Origin of the sequence: Xanthomonas sp. GW, from assembly GCF_014236815.1 — a bacterium.
Taxonomy (GTDB): Bacteria; Pseudomonadota; Gammaproteobacteria; order Xanthomonadales; family Xanthomonadaceae; genus Xanthomonas_A.
Map to the genome: position 1 here is coordinate 1,705,648 of NZ_CP051189.1, position 19,813 is coordinate 1,725,460.

The window sequence follows — 19,813 nt, forward strand, 5'->3', positions numbered from 1 at the left end:
AGAAGGGTGCTGTCGTCAGCCGACCGAGCCTTCCAGCGACACTTCCAGCAGCTTCTTGGCTTCCACCGCGAACTCCATCGGCAGTTCGCGGAACACCTGCTTGCAGAAGCCGTCGACGATCATCGACACCGCGTTTTCCTGGTCGATGCCGCGGGCGCGGCAATAGAACAGCTGGTCGTCGCTGATCTTGGAGGTGGTGGCCTCGTGCTCGACCGTGGCGGTGGGGTGCTTGACCTCGATGTACGGAAAGGTGTGCGCGCCGCACTGCTTGCCGATCAGCAGCGAATCGCACTGGGTGTAGTTGCGCGCGCCCTCGGCGCTGCGCTCGACCTTGACCAGGCCGCGGTAGGTGTTCTGGCCGCGGCCGGCGCTGATGCCCTTGCTGACGATCTTGCTCTTGGTGCGCTTACCGATGTGGATCATCTTGGTGCCGGTATCGGCCTGCTGGCGATGATGGGTCAGCGCCACCGAATGGAACTCGCCGACCGAGTCGTCGCCGAGCAGCACGCAGGAGGGGTACTTCCAGGTGATCGCCGAGCCGGTCTCGACCTGGGTCCAGGTGATCTTGCTGCGCGCGCCGCGGCATTCGCCGCGCTTGGTCACGAAGTTGTAGATGCCGCCGACGCCGTTCTCGTCGCCCGGGTACCAGTTCTGCACGGTCGAATACTTGATCTCCGCATCTTCCAGCACCACCAGCTCGACCACCGCCGCATGCAGCTGATTTTCGTCGCGCATCGGCGCGGTGCAGCCTTCCAGGTAGGACACGTAGGCCTTATCCTCGCACACGATCAAGGTGCGCTCGAACTGGCCGGTGTGGCCGGCGTTGATCCGGAAATAGGTGCTCAGCTCCATCGGGCAGCGCACGCCCTTGGGAATGAACACGAAGCTGCCGTCGGAGAACACCGCCGAATTGAGCGCGGCGAAGTAGTTGTCGCCGACCGGCACCACGCTGCCCAGGTACTGCTTGACGATCTCCGGATGCTCCTTGATCGCCTCGGACATCGAGCAGAAGATCACGCCCTTCTCGGCCAGTTCCTTGCGGAAGGTGGTGCCGACCGAGACCGAGTCGAACACCGCGTCCACCGCCACGCCGGCCAGCTTGGCGCGCTCGTGCAGCGGCACGCCGAGCTTGTCGTAGGTGTCCAGCAGTTCCTTCGGTACGTCGTCCAGCGAGGCGTACTTGGGACCCTTCGGCGCGGAGTAGTAGCTCAGCGCCTGGAAATCGATCGGCGCGATGTTGAGCTTGGCCCAGTGCGGCATCGGCATCTTCAGCCAGTGCCGGTAGGCGGCCAGGCGCCACTCGGTCATCCACTCCGGCTCGTCTTTCTTGACGGACAGGGCGCGCACGACGTCTTCGTTCAAGCCGGGCAGGAACGAATCGGATTCGATGTCGGTGATGAAGCCGGCGTCGTAGCGACGTCCCAGCCGTTCCAGGATTTCAGCGTTTTCGGTGGCCATGGGGGCTGCCTACAGGTCAGGTGGTCGCGAAACGCACGGCGATCGGACGCCGTCTGGTTTCGCCGGAAGAGGGAAGCGGGTGCAGCATCTGCGCCAGGGTCACGCCGCGCAGCGCATCGGCGACCACGTCGTTGATCAGCCGCCAGTTGGAACGCACGCCGCATTTCTGCGCGATGCTGCACTGGCTTTCCTGGTGGCTGCATTCGGTGATCGCCAGCGGGCCTTCCATCGCCTCGACGATCTGGATCAGGGTGATGGCGTCGGCCGGGCGCGCCAGCCGGTAGCCGCCGTGCACGCCGCGCAGGCCTTCGACCAGTCCGGCCTGGGCCAGCGGCTTGAGCAGCTTGCTGACGGTGGGCGGCTCCAGTCCGGACTGTTCGGCCAGTTCGGTCGCGCTCAGCACCTCGCCGGGACGTGCGGCGAGCACGGTCAGCACGACGGTGGCGTAATCGGTCAACTTGGTGACGCGGAGCATGGGGCAACAGCCGGAATTCAATGCGGACCGAAATTGTACGCTTTTGCGGCGGCGGCGTCCAAGCCGCGCGTTCATGTTTTTCGCTATCGCTGCGATCGTTGCCGCCAACAGCCGCGGTGCAGCTGCCCTGCGCGATTCGAAGGGGCTTGGGATCGCCGCCGATGTGCGCCAGAATCAGCGCTTTCCCGTTCCGGATTGCCGCATGCCCCGCAAGATCGCCGCCCGCAAGTCCCGCATCCATGGCAATGGCGTGTTCGCCGTGCTGCCGCTCAAGAAAGGCGAGCGGGTCATCGAGTACAAGGGCCGCCGCCGCACCCATGCCGAAGTGGACCGCGACGAGGCCGGCGATGTCGAGACCGGACACACCTTCCTGTTCACCCTCAGCGACGACTATGTGATCGACGCCAATTACGAGGGCAACGACGCGCGCTGGATCAACCACAGCTGCGCGCCTAACTGCGAGGCGGTGATCATCGAGGCCAAGGGCGACGACCGGCGCCTGGACAAGGTGGTGATCGAGACCCTGCGCGCGATCAAGCCGGGCGAGGAGCTGACCTACAACTACGGCATTACCCTGGGCGAACGGCATACGCCGCGGCTGAAGAAGATCTGGGAATGCCGCTGCGGATCCAAGAACTGCACCGGCACCATGCTGCAGCCCAAGCGCTGAGCGCGCGCCTGCACGTGGCCTAGACGCGCGGCTCACGACGCTACAACCGCGGCGCTCCTAGGGTGACCCTCCCCCTGTAGAGGAGTTTCCCATGAGCACAGCATCTTCCCTGTCCGGCAAGCGCGTCGCGGTTCTGGCCACAGACGGCTTCGAACAGTCCGAGTTGCAGGAGCCCAAGCGCCTGCTGGAATCGTGGGGCGCGCAGGTCGATGTGATCGCGCCCGGCGATGCCTCCAGCATCCGCGGCTGGAACAAGAAGGACTGGGGCGACAACGTTCCGGTCGACAAGCGCCTGGCCCAGGCCGATGCCGGCGACTACGACGCGCTGGTGCTGCCGGGCGGGGTGATCAATCCGGACAACCTGCGCACCGAAGCCTCCGCGATCCGCCTTATCCAGTCGTTCGCCAGCGCCGGCAAGCCGGTCGCGGCGATCTGCCACGGCCCCTGGCTGCTGGCCGAAAGCGGCCTGGTGCGCGACAAGCAGGTGACTTCGTGGCCATCGGTGAAGACCGACCTGAGCAATGCCGGCGGACGCTGGCAGGACGCGGAAGTGGTGGTGGACGGCAACCTGATCACCAGCCGCAAGCCGGACGATATTCCCGCGTTCGCCGCGGCGGTGGCCAAGGCGCTGGGCTGAGTTCGGCACCCAGCGTGCGCAACGAGAAACGGCGGCCTGTGGGCCGCCGTTTTTCTGTAGGAGGGGCTTCAGCCCCGACCTGGAAATGCAACAGTCGGATCGATCGAATCGGGAAAAGTGTCGCGGCTGAAGCCGCTCCTACAGTGCGCCCAGTGGGCCGGCCGCAGTTCCTGTAGGAGCGGCTTCAGCCGCGACGGGCGGCATCCGGCGCCTGACGCTGTCCCACTACCGGTTAGGTTCCGGCATAACGCCCTGTCGATCGTCGCGGCTAGGACGCCTTGCGCGACTCGCACCGAAACCAGGGCGCAATTCTTTCCTCGCGCCGATCCGAGGCGCGCAGCGTCATCGCATCACCTGCCGCAGCGCAGGATCACTGCCCCGACAGCGCACCGGCCGGCACCAGCTTGCCGATGTCCTGGTTGAAGTGCACCACCAGCTTGCCGTTCTCCACCGCCGCCGATTCGATCTGCACATTGCCCATCACCCCTGCCAGCGCCGGATCCAGCTTGTAGATCGGCTCCTTGCGCGCGTAGTCGTTCAGCCACACGTTGAGCAGTTCGCGGGTGTTGGCGTCGAGCTTGCCGCCGTTGGCGGCCGGGCGGAAGTCGTCGATGGTCGGCGATTGCAGGTGGAAGCCCTGGGTCTGCTGCTCGTAGCGCAGCCCGCTGGTCAGCAGCACCGTGCCCAGCGGGGTCGGCGCACCGCCGCCGGTGGCCATGCTCAGGTCGAACTGCATTTTCAGCCGGTCGCCCGGCGGCAGCGACAGCTTGGGATCGCGGATGGTCATCTTCACCAGGCCGCCGAGCGCCTTGTGCGTCTGCGGGAAGCTGCCGTCCAGGTACTGCTGCACATCGGCGGCGCCGACGCTGACCTGTTTGCCCTGGATCATCGGCTCGGCCTGCAGGTGTGTAGCGGCAACGAGGGTCAACAGCGCGGCGGCGCGCAAGGTCAGCAGGCGGAGCTTCATGGGAGGTGGTGCCTTGGCGGAATCAGGGGTTCAACATAACCGCAGCCGGTGAATGCGCGATTAGCGGAACAGGGAAGTGGAGCGGTTCGACCCGTGGAGACGCATGGGCCGGATCGTCTTACGCGGCGGTCGGCGCCAGCCGCGCCAGGATCGCATCCAGTGCCGGACGCAGCGGCGCCAACAAGGCCTGCGCCTCGCTGTCGCTGCGCTCGCCGAGTCCGCGCAGCAGCTGCGTGCCGATGGTCAGTGCGGCGCGCTCGTCGCCATGCAGGCCGGGATGGCGTTGCGCCGCTTCGAGCAGGCGCATCCAGTCCTGCCGGCAGCGGGCCTCGAATTCGATGGTGCAGCGGCCTTGGCATTGCAGCCCGTCGGCCTCGATCGGCGTGACGGTGATGCGGTAGCGTTGGGAGGCGGTCATGGGCGTGCGCACAGCGGGTCGGTCGATCCAAGATAGGCGCCGTGCGCCGCTATCACGAGAGGGATGGCCGCGACGCTCTGTTCTAGCGCGCGCCATCAAGCATTGGATACCACCAGTTGTGCCGAAGGCGGCGGACGCGCGGTTTGGGCCTTGGCGGCTGCCGATCAGCACTACGCGGCGTGGATCGGATCGTTTGGTGAAGCGCGTCGCCATGCCCATCGGCAAACGGTCGGCCAGACCCGGCGCGGATTGTTTGGACCCGATGCTGCGCCCCATCGCGATCGTTCAGCGCGCCGCGCGCAGCAGTGGCAGCGGATCGTAGGCGCCGCCTTCGGCATAGACGCCGTAGTGCAGATGCGTTGGCGTGCCGCGCGCATTGCCGCTGTCGCCGACCGTACCGAGCGGATCGCCGGCCTCGACCAGGTCGCCGACCTGCAGGTCCGGCGCCCAGTCCTGCAGATGCGCGTAGTAATGGCGTTGCCGGGCCGGACCCATCACCCACACTTGGCGGCCGCCGAGGCCGCGCTCGGCGACGGCGATGACGATGCCGCGGGTGGCCGACAGCACCGGGGTGCCGCGCTTGGCGAAGATGTCCACGCCGGCGTGCTGGCGATCGCGGCCGCGCGGCGCGCCGAAGGTGGCGGCGACGCGGCGCGGGTCCACGCCCTGCACCGGCATGCGCAGCGCGGTCGGCGGCGGCTGCCGCGCCAGTTCCCAGCCGGCCCGCGCGCGCAGCGCCCACGGTTGCTGCCAGGCCCAGGCCAACGCCAGCGCCGTGCAGGCCAGCGCCGCCAAGCGCAGCAGCCAACGGCGCAGCGTCCGCGCAGGCGAGGGCGCTGCCGTCGGCATCGCCTCAGCCAATCTGCGTGCCGGCCTGCTTCTGCAACTGCTGCTTCAGCGCGTCGTCGATGCCGAGCTGGCGCGCCAGTTCGTCCAGGTAGCTGCGTTCCATGAAGCTCTGCTCGTCGGCGGCGAGCAGGCTGGCCAGGTACATCTCCGAGGCGATCTCCGGCGTGGTCGCGGCCTGCGCCACCTCGGCCGGATCCAGCGGCTTCTTCAGTTCGGCATGCAGCCAGCGCTGCACGTCCTCGTCGCCGTTGAGGCGGGTGAACTCGCCTTCGATCAGTTCGCGTTCGCGGGTGTCGATGTGGCCGTCGGCCTTGGCCGCGGCGACCAGCGCGCGCAGGATCGCCTGGCTGTGCTGTTCCACTTCCAGCGGCGGTAGCCGGTCCAGCGTCTGCGGTTCTTCCGGCGCGATGGCACCGAGTTGCTGGCGCTTGTAGTCGCCGTAAGCGCGATAGGCCATTACCCCGAGCGCGGCCAGGCCGCCGTAGGTCGCCAGCTTGCGCGTGGTGCGGTTCTTGCCAAGCAGCAGGCCGAGCGCGCCGCCGCTCAGGGCGCCCTTGCCGAAGTCGGCGTTGAGCATGCCGCCGAGGCCGCCGCTCTTGGCGGAGGATCCCGCGGAGGCGGACGTGCCGGTCTTGGCCATGGCCTGGCCGGCGGCGCCCTGCGCCGATTGCAGCAGTTGGTCGAGAAAGCCCTGTAGCTTCATGCACGCATTCCTGTCGGTTGGAACCACAGGTATAGCGGCCATCGCCTTAGCGGTCTGTCAATCCTGCCGCGGGCGGCAGCGAGCGCGCAAAAAAAACGAGACGGCGCAGGCCGTCTCGTCAGGTGTGCTTGCCTGGGTCAGGCGACGCTGCTCAGAGCGCGGCGTCCTTGAGCTTCTTCAGCGGGCGCACCTTCAGCTTGGTGGTGGCCGGCTTGGCGGCGAACCACTGCTCTTCCTTGGTGAACGGGTTGATGCCCTTGCGCTTCGGCTTGGCCGGCACGCTGACGGCGGTGATCTTGAGCAGGCCCGGCAGGGTGAACGAGCCGGCGCCCTTCTTGCTGACCGAGCCGGCCACGGCGTGCTCGAGCGAGGCCATCACCGCGCGCACGTCCTTGGCGACGACGCCGCTGGCTTCGACGATGTGGGCGACCAGCGCGGACTTGCTCAGCGCTTCCTTGATCGGCTTGGGAGCGGCCGGCTTGGCGGCGGTCTTGGTGGCTACTTTCTTCGCTGCCTTTTTCGGGGCAGCCTTTTTCGCGGTCTTTGCCATGATGTCCTGATTCCGTAAACGATAGGTGGTTGGGTCGCGCCGACCCCGTCGGCATGGCGAAATGTAGGGCATGTGCTACGCCGCGCCAATAGGCAAACCGCAAAAAGACGCGGAAAAAGCCCCGCACCGGGTTTTTTTGCGCCGCAAGGGCGGATTTGGACCGGGAAAACGGCGGCGCGCTGCCGCTCGGCGCCGCGTTGAAGCGTTCATGCCGAGTCGCGATCGGGCATCGCCGCCGCCACGCCGCCGCGATCGGTAATGCTGGAATCCAGTGCGCAGGCGGCTGCCCGGACCGGTCCGGCGGACAGCGATCTCACTCGCCGCGTCGCCGTCTGTTTCCGATGCGCGCGGCCGAGCGCGTGCGCTTCGGCGGCGGCGCGGCGGCTGCCGTGGAGGCGCAGGCTTGCGCCGCGAGAATGCCGCCAGCGCTGCCCGGATGCGCGCCGCCCACGACGTGCATTGCGCCGCACAAGGCCATAACGCGCGCTGCTCTATCGTGCCTGCCTCATTCACCACGGGAGTACCGCATGGGCATTTCGCGTCACGCCACCGCGCATTGGGAAGGCGATCTGAAGAGCGGCAAGGGCCAGCTGAGCACGCCGCAGAGCGGTCTGCTGGAGAACACCCGCTATGCCTTCAGCAGCCGCTTCGGCGACGAGAAGGGCACCAACCCGGAAGAACTGATCGCCGCCGCGCATGCCGGCTGCTTCACCATGGCGCTGTCGGCCAAGCTCAGCGAGGCGGGCTTCCCGCCGACCTCGCTGGACACGCGCGCCGAGGTCGATCTGTCGATGGAGGGCGGTCCGCAGTTGTCGCAGATCCGGCTCAAGGTCAAGGCCGTGGTCCCGAACATCGAGGCGGCGCAGTTCCGTGCGCTGGCCGACGACGCCAAGCAGAACTGTCCGGTGTCCAAGGCGCTGAGCGCCGTGCCGATCAGCCTGGAAGCGGAGTTGGGCTGAGCGTCGGGCCTGGCGCGCCGCCAGGCCTTTTCCCAAAAAGGCGGTCAGGCCATGCCGGCTACGGCTCGCGCGGTCTGGCCGTTTGCCGTTGCATGGGAACGGTTCCAGTCGCGATACGCGCAAGCCCCTGCTGCCGCAACAGCTGTCGCCGCGCTAAACAGGCGCCGCCGACCGGTCCCAATTCAGTCTTGTTTCACCGGCGCGGACCGAGCATGCGGTTGCGCGATCCACGCGCCTGGAATCTTCGACATGAACAAGCTCTCGACCCGTCTTCTGACCGCCGCGCTCGCCGTGGGCGTGGTCGGCTCCGCCGCTGCGCAGGACTACGGCCGCTACGATGGCTATCGCGATCGCGGCTACGCGAATAGCGGCACCTACGATTACGCCCGTGTGGTCCGTGCCGATCCGATCATCGTGCCGGTGCGCGGCCCGCGCGAAACCACCGAGCGTTGCTACGAGCGCCCGGCCTCGGATGGCTATGTCGAAAACGGCTACCGCAACGACGGCTACTACAGTAACGGCTACCGCGGCAGCGACGGCGGACGCAGCGCGGCAACGGTGGTCGGCGGCATCGCCGGTGCGCTGCTGGGCAGCCGCGTCGGCGGCGGCAACGGCCGCTTCGTCGGCACCGCGGTCGGCACCATGGTCGGCGGCCTGGCCGGGCGCTCGATCTACGACAGCAATGCCCGCACCACGGTGCAGACCGGCTCGGTCAGCGTGTGCGAACCGGTCGCCTACCGCAGCGAAAGCTACGACCGGGTGGACGGCTACGACGTGACCTACGAATACGGCGGCCGCTATTACCACACGCGTAGCGCGGAGCGTCCGGGCGACCGCATCCGGGTGCGCGTGGACGTGCTGCCCGACTGAACGATGCGGACGCTTCGCTGAGGCGTCCAAGGGCGTCGGCTGCCAGCGTCGCTACGCTGGCGGCCGACGACGATTCTTCAGGCCGCCCGTTCCGGCCGCTGCAGCCAGTGGCTATTGGTCTGACGCTCAGCGCCAGTCGATGCGTCCGTCGATCACCGTCTGTACCTGGCCGCCCGACCAGACCTCGCCGGCGCTGTCCACGCTCAGGGTCAGCAAGGCATCGTGGCCGACCTCGCGGCCCTGGCTGACCACGTAGCGGCCGTCGCGGCCGGGCAGGGCGTCGCGGTGGTCCAGCCACGCGGCGAGCACGGCATTGGCGGCGCCGGATGCGGCATCCTCGAACCGGCGGCCATTGCCGACGAACGCGCGCACCGCCAGCTGATACGCCTGGTGGTCGGCACGCGCGTAGGCGAACACGCCCATGCTGGCGGTACTTTCGGCCAAGGCGGCGATCGCGTCCCACTTCGGCGCCAGGCTGCGCAACGCGGCCTCGTCGGCGATTTCGACCAGCCACCAGCAGCGGCCGCCATCCATGCGCACCGGCGGTTGCGCGCCCAGCGTCCAGCCGGCCAGCGCCGCGGCCAGGCGTGGATCGGCGGCGTCGGCGATCTCCGCGACCTGCGCGCGCGGGGTGCGGATGGCGATGCTGCGCACGCCGCCGTCCACGTCCACGCGCAACGGCAGCAGTCCGGCGATGCCTTCCTGGACCAGTACGCCGTCCTTGGGCGTGGCGATACCTGCCTCCAGCACCGCATGCGCGGTGCCGACGCTGGGATGGCCGGCGAACGGCACTTCCTTCTGCGGACTGAACATGCGGATGCCGTAGCTGGCGCCCGGCTGTGTGGCCGGAAACACGAAGGTGGTCTCCGGCAGCCGCGTCCAGCGCGCGATCGCCTGCATCGCCGCCGCGTCCAGGCCTTGCGCATCCAGCACCACCGCCAGCGGATTGCCGGCGCCGGGGCGCGGGGAGAACACATCCAGTTGCAGGAAACGGCGCGTGGTCATGGCGGGGCACTTGAAGGCGGGGGCGCGCAGCTTAGCAATCGAAACGTAAACACGATGCTGGGCCGGCGCATGCGGGCTTGGCCGGCAAGCGCCAGGAGCGCTGCGCTTGGCATAGAATCGCAGGTTCCGCCCGGCGTTCCGGGCCTCTTTCCCTCCACCAGACCCCACACACGAAATGTCCTCTTCCCCCCCTGTCGATCGTTGGATCGTCCTCAAGTTCGGCGGCACCTCGGTGTCGCGTCGTCATCGCTGGGACACGATCGGGAAGCTGGCGAAAAAACGCGCCGACGAGACCGGGGCGCGGGTGCTGGTGGTGGTGTCGGCGCTGTCGGGGGTCACCAACGAGCTGACCGCGATCGCCGACGGCAGCGCCGACAGCGCGCAGCGCGTGGCCGCGCTGGAGCAGCGCCACCGCGACTTCCTGGGCGAACTGGAACTGGATGTGGACAGCGTGCTCGGCGAGCGCCTGGCGGCGCTGCGCGGATTGCTTCACGACCCGCGCGCGGCGAGCCGCACGCTGGACTGGCAGGCCGAGGTGCTGGGCCAGGGCGAGTTGCTGTCCTCGACGCTGGGCGCGGCCTACCTGCGCGCCAGCGGCCTGGATTTCGGCTGGATGGACGCGCGCCAGTGGCTGGACGCGCTGCCGCCGCAGCCGAACCAGAGCGAGTGGTCCAAGCGCCTGTCGGTGTCGTGCCAGTGGCAGTCCGACACCGCCTGGCGCGAACGCTTCGTCGCCCAGCCGGCGCGGATGCTGATCACCCAGGGCTTCATTTCGCGGCACCAGGACGGCGGCACCGCGATCCTCGGCCGCGGCGGCTCGGACACCTCGGCGGCGTACTTCGGCGCGCTGCTCGGCGCCAGCCGGGTGGAGATATGGACCGACGTGCCCGGCATGTTCAGCGCCAATCCGCGCGAAGTGCCGGACGCGCGCCTGCTGACCCGGCTGGACTATTACGAGGCCCAGGAAATCGCCACCACCGGCGCCAAGGTGCTGCATCCGCGCTCGATCAAGCCGTGCCGCGACGGCGGCGTGCCGATGGCGATCCTGGACACCGAGCACCCCGAACTGCCCGGCACCAGCATCGACGGCAACGCGCGCACCGTGCCCGGGGTCAAGGCGATCAGCCGCCGCAACGGCATCGTGCTGGTGTCGATGGAAGGCATCGGCATGTGGCAGCAGGTCGGCTTCCTGGCCGACGTGTTCGCGCGCTTCGCCAAGCACGGGCTGTCGGTGGACCTGATTGGTTCGGCCGAGACCAACGTCACCGTGTCGCTGGACCCGAGCGAGAACCTGGTCAACACCGACGTGCTGGCGGCGCTGTCGGCCGACCTGGCGGAGATCTGCCGGGTCAAGATCATCGTGCCGTGCGCGGCGATCACCCTGGTCGGGCGCGGCATGCGCTCGCTGCTGCACAAGCTTTCGGACGTGTGGGCCACGTTCGGCAAGGAGCGCGTGCACATGATCTCGCAGTCGTCCAACGATCTGAACCTGACCTTCGTCATCGACGAGGCCGACGCCGAGGGCCTGTTGCCGATCCTGCACGCCGAGCTGATCGACAGCGGCGCGATGCCGGTGGAGGAGACCGAGGTGTTCGGCCCGCGCTGGCGCGAGATCACCGGCAGCGTGCGTGCGCGGCCGACGCCGTGGTGGCACGCCGAGCGCGAGCACCTGCTGCGCCTGGCCGAGGCCGGCACGCCGCGCTATGTCTACCATCTGCCGACGCTGCGCGAGCGCGCCCGTGCGCTCAAGTCGATCGCGCCGATCGACCAGCGCTACTACGCGATCAAGGCCAATTCGCATCCGGCGCTGCTCGAGGCGCTGGTCGCCGAGGATTTCGGCCTGGAATGCGTGTCGCACGGCGAACTGCGCCGGGTGTTCGACACCTTGCCGGAGCTGTCGCCGCGGCGCGTGCTGTTCACCCCCAGCTTCGCGCCGAAGGCCGAGTACGAAGCCGCGTTCGCGCTGGGCGTGACCGTCACCGTGGACAACGTCGAGCTGCTGCAGCGCTGGCCGGAGCTGTTCCGCGGTCGCAGCCTGTGGCTGCGCATCGACCTGGGCCATGGCGACGGCCACCACGAGAAGGTCAACACCGGCGGCAAGGCCTCCAAGTTCGGCCTGTCGGCGACGCGGGTGGACGAATTCGTCGAGGTCGCGCGCACCCTGGAGATCCGCATCGTCGGCGTGCACGCGCACCTGGGCAGCGGCGTGGAGACGGCGCAGCACTGGCGGCGCATGTGCGACGAACTGGCCGGTTTCGCGCGCCGCATCGGCAGCGTGGAAGTCATCGACATCGGCGGCGGCCTGCCGATCGCGTACAGCGCCGACGACGAGCCGTTCGATCTCGATGCCTGGGCGCAAGGCCTGGCCGAGGTCAAGGCGGTGCACCCGGCGTTCCGCCTGGCGATCGAACCGGGCCGCTACCTGGTCGCCGAATGCGGCGTGCTGCTGACCCGGGCCACCCAGGTGATCGAGAAGGACGGCATCCGCCGCGTCGGCCTGGATGCGGGCATGAACGCGCTGGTGCGCCCGGCGCTGTACGACGCCTGGCACGACGTGGCCAACCTGAGCCGCCTGGACCGCGAGGCCGATGCGGTGTTCGACGTGGTCGGGCCGATCTGCGAATCCAGCGACGTCTTCGGCAAGCGCCGCCGCCTGCCCGCCGCCACCGCGGCCGACGACGTGATGCTGATCGCCGACGCCGGCGCCTACGGCTACGCGATGGCCAGCACCTACAACCAGCGCGAGCTGCCGCGGGAGGACGTGATCGATGCGCCCGCAGGCTGAGTTCATTGCGCTCAGCGCCGTCGCCGGCGGCGCGGCGATCATGTTGGCCACCGCGGCCGATCGGGCGGGCACGAGCCTGCCGTTGCAGTGGGCCGACAGCCTCAAATGGCTGGCGCCTGCGCTGATCGCGGCAGGCGCCGGCGCGTGGTTGGCATGGCGCTGGCAACGCCGCTGGCCTGCCGGCCGTGCGGGCGCGATGGCGTTGCGCACGCTGCTGCTGGGCGCGTGCAGTTATGTGCCGGCGCTGACGTTGTATCTCGTGGTGGTGTTCGTGACGTCCGCCGATGCCACGCAGAGGAGCTCGAACTGGGAGCTGTTTCCGCTGGCGTTCCTGCTCGGTTGCCTGCCATGGCTATGGGCGGCGTTGCCGTTTTCCATGATCGAATTTTTCCTGTGCCGACGCTACTTGCGTCGCACGCGCGTTCTTGCAGGTAGTCCATGACCGCTTTCGACAAACAGCAGATCACCACCTTCCGCTTCGTGCGCTGTACGTTCGACGCCGACAGCGGCGTCGCGCGCCTGGTCTATGCCTTCGACCAGGGCCCGGAACTGGTGGAGACGATCACCGTGCCCGGCGCGCCGTTCGTGCTGGACGCGGCACGCGCGCAGGCGGTGCAGCGCGCGCTGCGCCTGCTGCATCTGATCGCCGGGGTCAGTTACTACAAGGCCGCGGTGCCGCCGCAGATCGCCATCGACGATTACGCGATCGACGCCGAGACCGCCGCGCTGTTGGACAGCGTGTACCTGCACGGGTTGGGCGAATTCGCCTACCGCAACGGCCTGGATCTGCGCGAGCGGATCCGTTTTCCGGCGACCGCGGGCAACGAGCAGGACGCTGCGGCGCTGGGTCTGCGCGCACACGCGCTGGTCGCGATCGGCGGCGGCAAGGATTCGCTGGTCAGCATCGAGGCGCTGCGCGCCGCCGGCGTGGAGCAGACCGTGGCCTGGATCGGCGGCTCGCAGCTGATCCGCGCCTGCGCCGAGCGCACCGCGCTGCCGACCTTGAACATCGGCCGCGCGCTGGCGCCGGAGCTGTTCGAACTGAACCGGCAGGGCGCGTGGAACGGGCATATCCCGGTGACCGCGGTGAACTCGGCGATCCTGGTGTTCGCCGCGCTGCTGCAGGACGCGGGCCAGGTGGTGTTTTCCAACGAGCACTCGGCCAGCTACGGCAGCCAGATCGCCGGCACCGGCGAGGTCAACCACCAGTGGTCCAAGGGCTGGGCGTTCGAGCAGGCGTTCGGCGCGCAGGTGCAGCGCTACGTGGCCGCGGACCTACACTACTACTCGCTGCTGCGCCCGCTGTCGGAACTGGCGGTGGCGCGGCAGTTCGCCAAGAACGACCACTACGACGCGCATTTCTCCAGCTGCAACCGTAACTTCCACATCCTCGGCGAACGCCCGGCGCACCGTTGGTGCGGGGTGTGCCCGAAGTGCCATTTCGTGTTCCTGGCGCTGGCCCCGTTCATGCCGAAGACGCGGCTGGTGCGGATCTTCGGCCGCAACCTGCTCGACGACGCGGCGCAGGCGCCGGGCTTCGACGCGCTGCTGGAATTCCAGGACCATAAGCCGTTCGAATGCGTCGGCGAGGGCCGCGAATCGCGCGCGGCGATGGCCACCCTGGCGGCGCGCGCGGAATGGAAGGAAGACGTGCTGGTGGCGCGTTTCATCCGCGAGATTCAGCCGCAGCTGGAGGCCGGCGACCTGCGCGTGGAACCGCTGCTGGCGCTGGACACGCAGCACCGCATTCCGGCCGAGCTGTGGGAACGCGTGCGTGCGAATTTCGCAGCTTGAGGGGTTGCGCGTCGCGCTGTGGGGCTGGGGCCGCGAGGGTCGGGCGGCTTATGCCGCGGTGCGCGGCAGGGAATCGAGATTTGGAATTGGGGATTCGCAGCCGCTGATGGTGTTCTGCTCGGCCGACGAAGCGCCGGCGCTCGTCGCGCTCGGCGACCCGGCGCTGCGTGTGGAGACCGAGGCCAGCGCCGAGCGGCTGGCGGCGTTCGACGTGGTGATCAAGTCGCCCGGGATCAGCCCGTATCGGCCCGAGGCGCAAGCCGCCGCGGCGCAAGGCACGCGCTTCATCGGTGGTACCGCGCTGTGGTTCGCCGAGCACGCGGACGCCGACGGCGTGGTGCCGGGCAGCGTCTGCGTCACCGGCACCAAGGGCAAGAGCACCAGCACCGCGCTGCTGGCGCACCTGCTGCGCGCCGGCGGCCACCGCACTGGCCTGGTCGGCAACATCGGCCTGCCGCTGCTGGAAGTGCTGGCCCCGGCGCAGCCGCCGCAATACTGGGCGATCGAACTGTCCAGCTACCAGACCGGCGACGTGGCGCGCAGCGGTGCGCGGCCGCAGCTGGCGCTGGTGCTGAACCTGTTCCCGGAACATCTGGACTGGCACGGCAGCCAGGCGCGCTACGTCGAAGACAAGCTGGCGCTGGTGACCCAGGCGCGGCCGCGCATCGCGCTGCTCAACGCCGCCGATCCGCAACTGGCGGCGCTGGCGCTGCCGGACAGCGAGGTGCGTTGGTTCAATCGCGAGGACGGCTGGCACATGCGCGGCGATGTCGTGCATCGCGGCGAGGTGGCGGTGTTCGACAGCGCACACGTGCCGCTGCCGGGCCGGCACAACCGCGGCAACCTGTGCGCGGTGCTGGCGGCGATCGAGGCCCTGGGTCTGGACGCGGCGGCGCTGGCGCCGGCCGCGGCGGATTTCCGTCCGTTGCCGAACCGACTGCAGACCCTGGGCGAACGCGACGGTGTGGCCTACGTCAACGACTCGATCAGCACCACGCCGCACGCTACGCTGGCGGCGCTGGAGTGTTTCCGCGGGCGCCGCATCGCGCTGCTGGTCGGCGGCCACGACCGCGGCCTGGACTGGCAGGACTTCGCCACGGCGATGCGCCAGGGTGCGCCGCTGGAGATCGTCACCATGGGCAGCAACGGTCCGCGCATTCACGCGCTGCTGGCGCCGCTGGCTGCCGCCGGCGGCTTCGGCCTGCACGCCGCCGCGGACCTGCCGGCGGCGGTTGCATTGGCGCGCGCGGCGCTGGGCGAGGGCGGCGGTGTGGTGCTGCTGTCGCCGGGCGCGCCCAGCTTCGGCGCCTACCGCGACTACGTGGCGCGCGGCCGCCATTTCGCCGAACTGGCCGGGTTCGATCCTGACGCGATCAGCGCGATTCCCGGGCTGGGCATCGCCTGAGCTGTTTGCTCCTGCATCGAACCGGCATGCGCGCCGCTGACCAGACGCCGTGGCTGGAGCATTTCGATCGAGATGACGCTGTCTGTGGGAGCGACTTCAGTCGCGACGGGCTTTATCGGTAAGGCCCGTCGCGACTGATGGCCCGAGGCCACCCGGAGTCGCACCAACAGGTGTGCAAATCGCCGAAAGAAAACGTTCTAGACTGCCGGCTGGTCCCAATGGGAGAGACGCGATGCGCATTCGTTCGATACGCTGGATCGGCCTGCTGGGCCTGGCCTTGGCGCTGCCGTTGCCGGCGCTGGCCGCGATGCAGGCCAAGCCGGTCGAATGGAAGGTCGGCAAGGACAGCTTCAGCGGCGTGCTGGTCTACGACGATGCCGACCACGACAAGCGCCCGGGCCTGGTGATGGTGCCGAACTGGCGCGGGGTCAACGCCTCGGCGATCGAAAAAGCCAAACAGCTCGCCGGCGACGACTACGTGGTGCTGCTGGCCGACGTCTACGGCAAGGGCAAGCGTCCGGCCAACGATGCCGAGGCCGGGCAGTTCGCCGGTGCGCTGAAGAAGGATCCGGCGACGCTGCGCGCGCGTGCATTGAAGGCGGTCGAGGTGCTGAAGGCGCAGGCCGGCAAGGCGCCGCTCGACGCTGCACGGATCGGCGCGGTCGGCTTCTGCTTCGGCGGCACCACGGTGCTGGAACTGGTCCGCGCCGGCGCGCCGCTGGCGGGCGTGGTCAGCCTGCACGGCGGCCTGGCCACGCCGTCACCGGCGGCCGCGGGGAGCGCCAAGACGCCGCTGCTGGTGCTCAACGGCGCCGACGACAAGAGCGTGAGCCGCGACGACATCGCCGCCTTCGAGCAGGAAATGAACGGTGCCGGCGCCGACTGGCAGTTCGTCAACTTCAGCGGCGCGGTGCATTGCTTCGCCGAGGCCGACGCCAACAGCCCGCCGGGATGCCAATACAACCCGCGCGCGGCCAAGCGTGCCTTTCGCATGCTGCACGATTTCTTTGATGAGCGATGGGATTAGGGATTCGGGATTAGGGATTCGCAAAAGCGGCAGGTCTGCGCTTTACGAATCCCAACCCTGTCAGGGCACGCGCGCGCGTCGGATCAGCGCTTAAGTTCGACTGCGGAGCACGCGTTTCGGAACCATGGGGATTTGCAGAAGCCGCATCGCCGCTTCTGCGAATCCCGAATCCCGTCCGGCGCGCACAGCGCGCCGGATCAATGCCTACGTTCGACCGCGTAGCGCGCCAACCCGCGCAGCGCGGCCACGGCCTCGCTTTCCGGCAGGCCGTCCAGCGCGCGTTCGGCGGCGGCGGCGTATTCGGCTGCGCGGCGGCGGCTGTAGTCGAGCCCGCCGCTGGCCTGGATCGCCGCCAGCACTTCCGGCATGGCGTCGGCATCGCCTTGTTCGACGATATGGCGCAGGCGCTGGCGGGTGGCGTCGTCGGCGTGCGCCATCGCGTGGATCAGCGGCAGGGTGGCCTTGCCTTCGGCCAGGTCGTCGCCCAGGTTCTTGCCCAGGTCGGCGGCATCGGCGGTGTAGTCGAGCACGTCGTCGGCGATCTGGAACGCATAGCCCAGGTGCATGCCGTAGTCGTACAGGCGCTGCTGCACCTCTTCGGACGCGCCCGAGGCCATCGCCCCGAGCCGGGTGCCGGCGGCGAACAGCACCGCGGTCTTGCGCTCGATCACGCGCAGGTAGGCGGCCTCGTCGGTATCCGGGTTGTGCACGTGCAACAGCTGCAGCACCTCGCCCTCGGCGATGCGATTGGTGGTGTCGGCGAGCAACCGCATCACCTGCATGCTGTCCAGCTCGACCATCAGCTGGAAGCTGCGCGAGTACAGGAAATCGCCGACCAGCACGCTAGGGGCGTTGCCCCACAGCGCATTGGCGGTGCTGCGGCCGCGGCGCAGGTCCGACTCGTCGACCACGTCGTCGTGCAGCAGGGTCGAGGTATGGATGAACTCGACGATCACCGCCAGCTGGTGGTGCACCGGCCCGCCGCCGGCGCAGGCGCGCCCGGCCAGCATCACCAGCATCGGCCGCAGGCGCTTGCCGCCTGCGGAGACGATGTGCTCGGCGATCTGGTTGATCAGCACCACGTCCGAGGCCAGACGGCGGCGGATCAGGGCATCGGCGGCGCTCATGTCGGGCGCGGCCAGCGCCTGGATCTGAGGCAGCCCCAGGGCGGGGCGGAGGTCTTCGGCGAGGCTCATGCGGTCGGACTAGGGGGAATGCAGGGATTATAGGCCACCCCGGCGAGGGCTCGCCTGACGCCTGAACCAGGGGAAGGCTGATATCCGCCGCCAGCCCGGTATAATTCACTGTCTGTGCCCGTTTCCGAGCGGGCGATCCTATCCGACATGCCCGCGCCCGAGCGGGTTCACCACCCCGAACGGAAGAATTCCATGGCCCGCGGCATCAATAAAGTCATCCTCGTCGGCAACCTCGGCAACGACCCCGACACCAAGTACACCCAGGCCGGCATGGCGATCACCCGCATCAGCCTGGCCACCACCAGCGTGCGCAAGGACAAGGACGGCAACCAGCAGGAGCGCACCGAATGGCACCGCGTGGTGTTCTTCGGCAAGCTCGGCGAGATCGCCGGCGAGTACCTGCGCAAGGGCAGCTCGGTCTACGTCGAAGGCTCGATCCGCTACGACAAGTACACCGGCCAGGACGGCGTGGAGAAGTATTCCACCGACATCGTCGCCGACGAGATGCAGATGCTGGGCGGTCGCGAAGGCGGCGGCAGTGGTGGTGCCGGCATGGGCGGCGATCGCCCGCAGCGTGCGGCCGCACCGCGCCAGGAACGCCCGAACCAGGGCGGCAGCGGGCAGGGCGGCGGTGGCCAGGATTATGCGCCGCGCCGGCAACAGCCGGCGCCGCAGCAGTCCGCGCCGATGGACGATTTCGCGGACGACGATATCCCGTTCTGAGCGACACCTGTTGCACGTGTTGATGAAGATCTGAAGAGAGCCCCGTTTTTACGGGGCTTTTCTTTTGCGCAATGAGTTTTCATGGCAAACAGCGAATCGACGCGCCATCGCTTGGATGGACGCGCAGGTCGCCATCGCGACGTGTCAAAGGCGCACTCATCCCGCGCGCATTCGTAGTTCGCGGGCTGCCAGCCCCTTTCCGCTGCACATCCGATAGTCCACGTCCGTGCGCCGCCCGAAAAACTCCATCTCCCGCCCTGCAGCGGCTGCCGCGACGCGCGTTGTGCCCTGCAGCATGGGTTTTCGTGCACTGCGTCTTGCAAAAAAACGATTGCCTCCTTTATGGTGCAATCGATTGCATCGCGGTAAATCCTCAGCGTTTGAGACCGGTTGGGAGGCCGGAAAGCGAATGTCTATCCATTCGATCGGACCGGCGCCGGCCCCGGGGTTCACGCGGCGCGATGCGCTGCGCGTTGCTGTCGCCGGGAGCCTAGGCCTGGGCGCTGCGAGCATGCTGCCTGCGTTTGCCGCTGCCGCGCCGCGCAAGGGCAACCTGAAGCATTCCGTCGCGCGCTGGACGTTTCCGCAGCAGTCGATCGCCCAGCTTTGCCAGACGGTGAAAGGCATCGGTTTCGCCGCTATCGATCTGGTCGGGCCGGCGGATTGGCCCACGCTGAAGGCCAATGGCGTGTACAGCGCGATGTGCAACGGCGCGGAGATCGGCCTGGACAAGGGCTTCGCCGGCAGCCAGTTCCACGACCAGTTGGTCGAGCGCTACACGCGGCACATCGACCTGGTGGCCGATGCCGGTTATCGCAACCTGATCTGTTTTTCCGGCAACCGCAATGGCATGGATCCCCAGGAAGGGATGGCCAATGCCGAAGCGGGACTCAAGCGCATCCTTGGGCATGCGGAGCAGCGCGGCGTCGTGCTGGTGATGGAGCTGCTGAACTCCAAGGTCGATCATCCCGACTACCTGTGCGACCACTCCGCATGGGGCGTCGAACTGTGCCGGCGGATCGGCTCGGAGCATTTCGGCCTGCTGTACGACATCTACCACATGCAGATCATGGAGGGCGACGTCATCGCCACCATCGGCAAGCATCACGCTTGCTTCAAGCATTACCACACCGCGGGCGTGCCTGGCCGGCACGAGATCGGAGACGATCAGGAACTCCACTATCCCGCCATCTGTCGCGCGATCCGCGCGACCGGTTTCGATGGCTATCTGGCGCAGGAATTCATTCCTACTGCGCCGGATCCCGTTGGCTCGCTGCGCGAGGCGATCCGCCTGTGCGACGTCTGAAACGCTATCCACCCAG

Annotated in this window: 20 protein-coding genes; 11 read left to right on the forward strand and 9 right to left on the reverse strand. The window is 68.4% G+C overall.

All coding sequences use genetic code 11. The features are described 5' to 3' along the window. Nucleotides 1-15: 15 nt before the first annotated feature. Both sufB and HEP73_RS07165 read right to left on the reverse strand, forming a co-directional pair. Nucleotides 16-1,458: a Fe-S cluster assembly protein SufB gene (sufB, locus tag HEP73_RS07160; RefSeq protein ID WP_185815763.1), complete on the reverse strand. Its 1,443-nt coding sequence runs from the start codon at nucleotides 1,456-1,458 to the stop codon at nucleotides 16-18. 16 nt (nucleotides 1,459-1,474) lie between these two features. Next, nucleotides 1,475-1,933: an SUF system Fe-S cluster assembly regulator gene (locus HEP73_RS07165; protein ID WP_179566171.1), complete on the reverse strand. Its 459-nt coding sequence runs from the start codon at nucleotides 1,931-1,933 to the stop codon at nucleotides 1,475-1,477. A 202-nt stretch (nucleotides 1,934-2,135) separates the two neighbouring features. On the opposite strand from HEP73_RS07165, the gene HEP73_RS07170 reads away from it, so the two are divergent. Together HEP73_RS07170 and HEP73_RS07175 are read left to right on the forward strand one after the other, a co-directional pair. Then, nucleotides 2,136-2,603 carry an SET domain-containing protein gene (locus tag HEP73_RS07170; protein ID WP_185822659.1) on the forward strand — a complete coding sequence of 156 codons (468 nt, stop codon included), beginning with the start codon at nucleotides 2,136-2,138 and terminating at the stop codon, nucleotides 2,601-2,603. A 91-nt stretch (nucleotides 2,604-2,694) separates the two neighbouring features. Then, the gene (locus HEP73_RS07175; protein WP_184410628.1) at nucleotides 2,695-3,240 is read left to right on the forward strand and encodes a type 1 glutamine amidotransferase domain-containing protein; all 546 of its coding nucleotides are present in this window, start codon (nucleotides 2,695-2,697) and stop codon (nucleotides 3,238-3,240) included. A 370-nt stretch (nucleotides 3,241-3,610) separates the two neighbouring features. On the opposite strand, the gene HEP73_RS07180 is transcribed toward HEP73_RS07175, so the two are convergent. The 5 genes from HEP73_RS07180 to HEP73_RS07200 form a co-directional block, all read right to left on the reverse strand. Next, nucleotides 3,611-4,207, reverse strand: a complete 597-nt coding sequence (locus HEP73_RS07180; RefSeq protein WP_185815764.1) for a DUF1439 domain-containing protein — start codon at nucleotides 4,205-4,207, stop codon at nucleotides 3,611-3,613. A gap of 118 nt (nucleotides 4,208-4,325) precedes the next feature. Then, nucleotides 4,326-4,625 carry a DUF3861 family protein gene (locus HEP73_RS07185; protein ID WP_185815765.1) on the reverse strand — a complete coding sequence of 100 codons (300 nt, stop codon included), beginning with the start codon at nucleotides 4,623-4,625 and terminating at the stop codon, nucleotides 4,326-4,328. A gap of 285 nt (nucleotides 4,626-4,910) precedes the next feature. After that, nucleotides 4,911-5,474: a M23 family metallopeptidase gene (locus HEP73_RS07190; protein ID WP_185822660.1), complete on the reverse strand. Its 564-nt coding sequence runs from the start codon at nucleotides 5,472-5,474 to the stop codon at nucleotides 4,911-4,913. Nucleotides 5,475-5,478: 4 nt separating this feature from the next. After that, entirely contained in the window at nucleotides 5,479-6,177 is a 699-nt protein-coding gene (locus tag HEP73_RS07195; protein WP_185822661.1) for a tellurite resistance TerB family protein, read from the reverse strand. Nucleotides 6,178-6,328: 151 nt separating this feature from the next. Further along, nucleotides 6,329-6,727, reverse strand: a complete 399-nt coding sequence (locus HEP73_RS07200) for an HU family DNA-binding protein (protein WP_145708001.1) — start codon at nucleotides 6,725-6,727, stop codon at nucleotides 6,329-6,331. Between the two features lie 527 nt (nucleotides 6,728-7,254). Between HEP73_RS07200 and HEP73_RS07205 the strand changes: the two genes are divergently transcribed. Both HEP73_RS07205 and HEP73_RS07210 read left to right on the forward strand, forming a co-directional pair. Beyond that, a complete protein-coding gene (locus HEP73_RS07205; protein ID WP_185815768.1) occupies nucleotides 7,255-7,686 on the forward strand; it encodes an OsmC family protein in 432 nt (143 codons plus the stop codon). 249 nt (nucleotides 7,687-7,935) lie between these two features. Continuing rightward, nucleotides 7,936-8,556 carry a glycine zipper 2TM domain-containing protein gene (locus tag HEP73_RS07210; protein ID WP_185815769.1) on the forward strand — a complete coding sequence of 207 codons (621 nt, stop codon included), beginning with the start codon at nucleotides 7,936-7,938 and terminating at the stop codon, nucleotides 8,554-8,556. A 126-nt stretch (nucleotides 8,557-8,682) separates the two neighbouring features. On the opposite strand, the gene HEP73_RS07215 is transcribed toward HEP73_RS07210, so the two are convergent. Continuing rightward, nucleotides 8,683-9,561 carry a PhzF family phenazine biosynthesis protein gene (locus HEP73_RS07215; RefSeq protein ID WP_185822662.1) on the reverse strand — a complete coding sequence of 293 codons (879 nt, stop codon included), beginning with the start codon at nucleotides 9,559-9,561 and terminating at the stop codon, nucleotides 8,683-8,685. A gap of 175 nt (nucleotides 9,562-9,736) precedes the next feature. Between HEP73_RS07215 and HEP73_RS07220 the strand changes: the two genes are divergently transcribed. From HEP73_RS07220 to HEP73_RS07240, 5 genes are all read left to right on the forward strand, one after another. Next, nucleotides 9,737-12,346: a bifunctional aspartate kinase/diaminopimelate decarboxylase gene (locus HEP73_RS07220; protein WP_185822663.1), complete on the forward strand. Its 2,610-nt coding sequence runs from the start codon at nucleotides 9,737-9,739 to the stop codon at nucleotides 12,344-12,346. After that, nucleotides 12,330-12,788: a hypothetical protein gene (locus HEP73_RS07225; protein WP_185822664.1), complete on the forward strand. Its 459-nt coding sequence runs from the start codon at nucleotides 12,330-12,332 to the stop codon at nucleotides 12,786-12,788. Before HEP73_RS07220 ends, HEP73_RS07225 begins: the two co-directional genes overlap by 17 nt. Further along, nucleotides 12,785-14,140, forward strand: coding sequence for a UDP-N-acetyl-alpha-D-muramoyl-L-alanyl-L-glutamate epimerase (gene murL, locus HEP73_RS07230; protein ID WP_185822665.1), 1,356 nt, complete (start codon nucleotides 12,785-12,787; stop codon nucleotides 14,138-14,140). Before HEP73_RS07225 ends, murL begins: the two co-directional genes overlap by 4 nt. Next, entirely contained in the window at nucleotides 14,121-15,545 is a 1,425-nt protein-coding gene (gene murD / locus HEP73_RS07235) for a UDP-N-acetylmuramoyl-L-alanine--D-glutamate ligase (protein WP_185822666.1), read from the forward strand. The genes murL and murD overlap by 20 nt, the downstream gene beginning before the upstream one ends. A 232-nt stretch (nucleotides 15,546-15,777) precedes the next feature. Further along, the gene (locus HEP73_RS07240; RefSeq protein WP_185815775.1) at nucleotides 15,778-16,572 is read left to right on the forward strand and encodes a dienelactone hydrolase family protein; all 795 of its coding nucleotides are present in this window, start codon (nucleotides 15,778-15,780) and stop codon (nucleotides 16,570-16,572) included. A 197-nt stretch (nucleotides 16,573-16,769) separates the two neighbouring features. On the opposite strand, the gene HEP73_RS07245 is transcribed toward HEP73_RS07240, so the two are convergent. After that, the gene (locus HEP73_RS07245; RefSeq protein ID WP_185815776.1) at nucleotides 16,770-17,768 is read right to left on the reverse strand and encodes a polyprenyl synthetase family protein; all 999 of its coding nucleotides are present in this window, start codon (nucleotides 17,766-17,768) and stop codon (nucleotides 16,770-16,772) included. Nucleotides 17,769-17,960: 192 nt separating this feature from the next. Between HEP73_RS07245 and HEP73_RS07250 the strand changes: the two genes are divergently transcribed. Together HEP73_RS07250 and HEP73_RS07255 are read left to right on the forward strand one after the other, a co-directional pair. After that, a complete protein-coding gene (locus HEP73_RS07250) occupies nucleotides 17,961-18,491 on the forward strand; it encodes a single-stranded DNA-binding protein (protein WP_185822667.1) in 531 nt (176 codons plus the stop codon). Nucleotides 18,492-18,900: 409 nt separating this feature from the next. Continuing rightward, nucleotides 18,901-19,797 (forward strand): hydroxypyruvate isomerase family protein, encoded by an 897-nt coding sequence (locus HEP73_RS07255; protein WP_185823338.1) that lies wholly within the window; start codon nucleotides 18,901-18,903, stop codon nucleotides 19,795-19,797. Nucleotides 19,798-19,813 lie beyond the last annotated feature (16 nt).

Coding starts and splice junctions, on each gene's coding strand:
- HEP73_RS07245 (WP_185815776.1), bottom strand. CDS start 17,768: ATGAGCCTCGCCGAAGACCTCCGCCCCGCCCTGGGGCTGCCTCAGATC.
- HEP73_RS07205 (WP_185815768.1), top strand. CDS start 7,255: ATGGGCATTTCGCGTCACGCCACCGCGCATTGGGAAGGCGATCTGAAG.
- HEP73_RS07200 (WP_145708001.1), bottom strand. CDS start 6,727: ATGGCAAAGACCGCGAAAAAGGCTGCCCCGAAAAAGGCAGCGAAGAAA.
- HEP73_RS07250 (WP_185822667.1), top strand. CDS start 17,961: ATGGCCCGCGGCATCAATAAAGTCATCCTCGTCGGCAACCTCGGCAAC.
- sufB (WP_185815763.1), bottom strand. CDS start 1,458: ATGGCCACCGAAAACGCTGAAATCCTGGAACGGCTGGGACGTCGCTAC.
- HEP73_RS07210 (WP_185815769.1), top strand. CDS start 7,936: ATGAACAAGCTCTCGACCCGTCTTCTGACCGCCGCGCTCGCCGTGGGC.
- HEP73_RS07195 (WP_185822661.1), bottom strand. CDS start 6,177: ATGAAGCTACAGGGCTTTCTCGACCAACTGCTGCAATCGGCGCAGGGC.
- HEP73_RS07185 (WP_185815765.1), bottom strand. CDS start 4,625: ATGACCGCCTCCCAACGCTACCGCATCACCGTCACGCCGATCGAGGCC.
- HEP73_RS07215 (WP_185822662.1), bottom strand. CDS start 9,561: ATGACCACGCGCCGTTTCCTGCAACTGGATGTGTTCTCCCCGCGCCCC.
- HEP73_RS07220 (WP_185822663.1), top strand. CDS start 9,737: ATGTCCTCTTCCCCCCCTGTCGATCGTTGGATCGTCCTCAAGTTCGGC.
- HEP73_RS07225 (WP_185822664.1), top strand. CDS start 12,330: ATGCGCCCGCAGGCTGAGTTCATTGCGCTCAGCGCCGTCGCCGGCGGC.
- murL (WP_185822665.1), top strand. CDS start 12,785: ATGACCGCTTTCGACAAACAGCAGATCACCACCTTCCGCTTCGTGCGC.
- HEP73_RS07170 (WP_185822659.1), top strand. CDS start 2,136: ATGCCCCGCAAGATCGCCGCCCGCAAGTCCCGCATCCATGGCAATGGC.
- HEP73_RS07240 (WP_185815775.1), top strand. CDS start 15,778: ATGCGCATTCGTTCGATACGCTGGATCGGCCTGCTGGGCCTGGCCTTG.
- HEP73_RS07255 (WP_185823338.1), top strand. CDS start 18,901: ATGTCTATCCATTCGATCGGACCGGCGCCGGCCCCGGGGTTCACGCGG.
- HEP73_RS07165 (WP_179566171.1), bottom strand. CDS start 1,933: ATGCTCCGCGTCACCAAGTTGACCGATTACGCCACCGTCGTGCTGACC.
- HEP73_RS07180 (WP_185815764.1), bottom strand. CDS start 4,207: ATGAAGCTCCGCCTGCTGACCTTGCGCGCCGCCGCGCTGTTGACCCTC.
- HEP73_RS07190 (WP_185822660.1), bottom strand. CDS start 5,474: ATGCCGACGGCAGCGCCCTCGCCTGCGCGGACGCTGCGCCGTTGGCTG.
- HEP73_RS07175 (WP_184410628.1), top strand. CDS start 2,695: ATGAGCACAGCATCTTCCCTGTCCGGCAAGCGCGTCGCGGTTCTGGCC.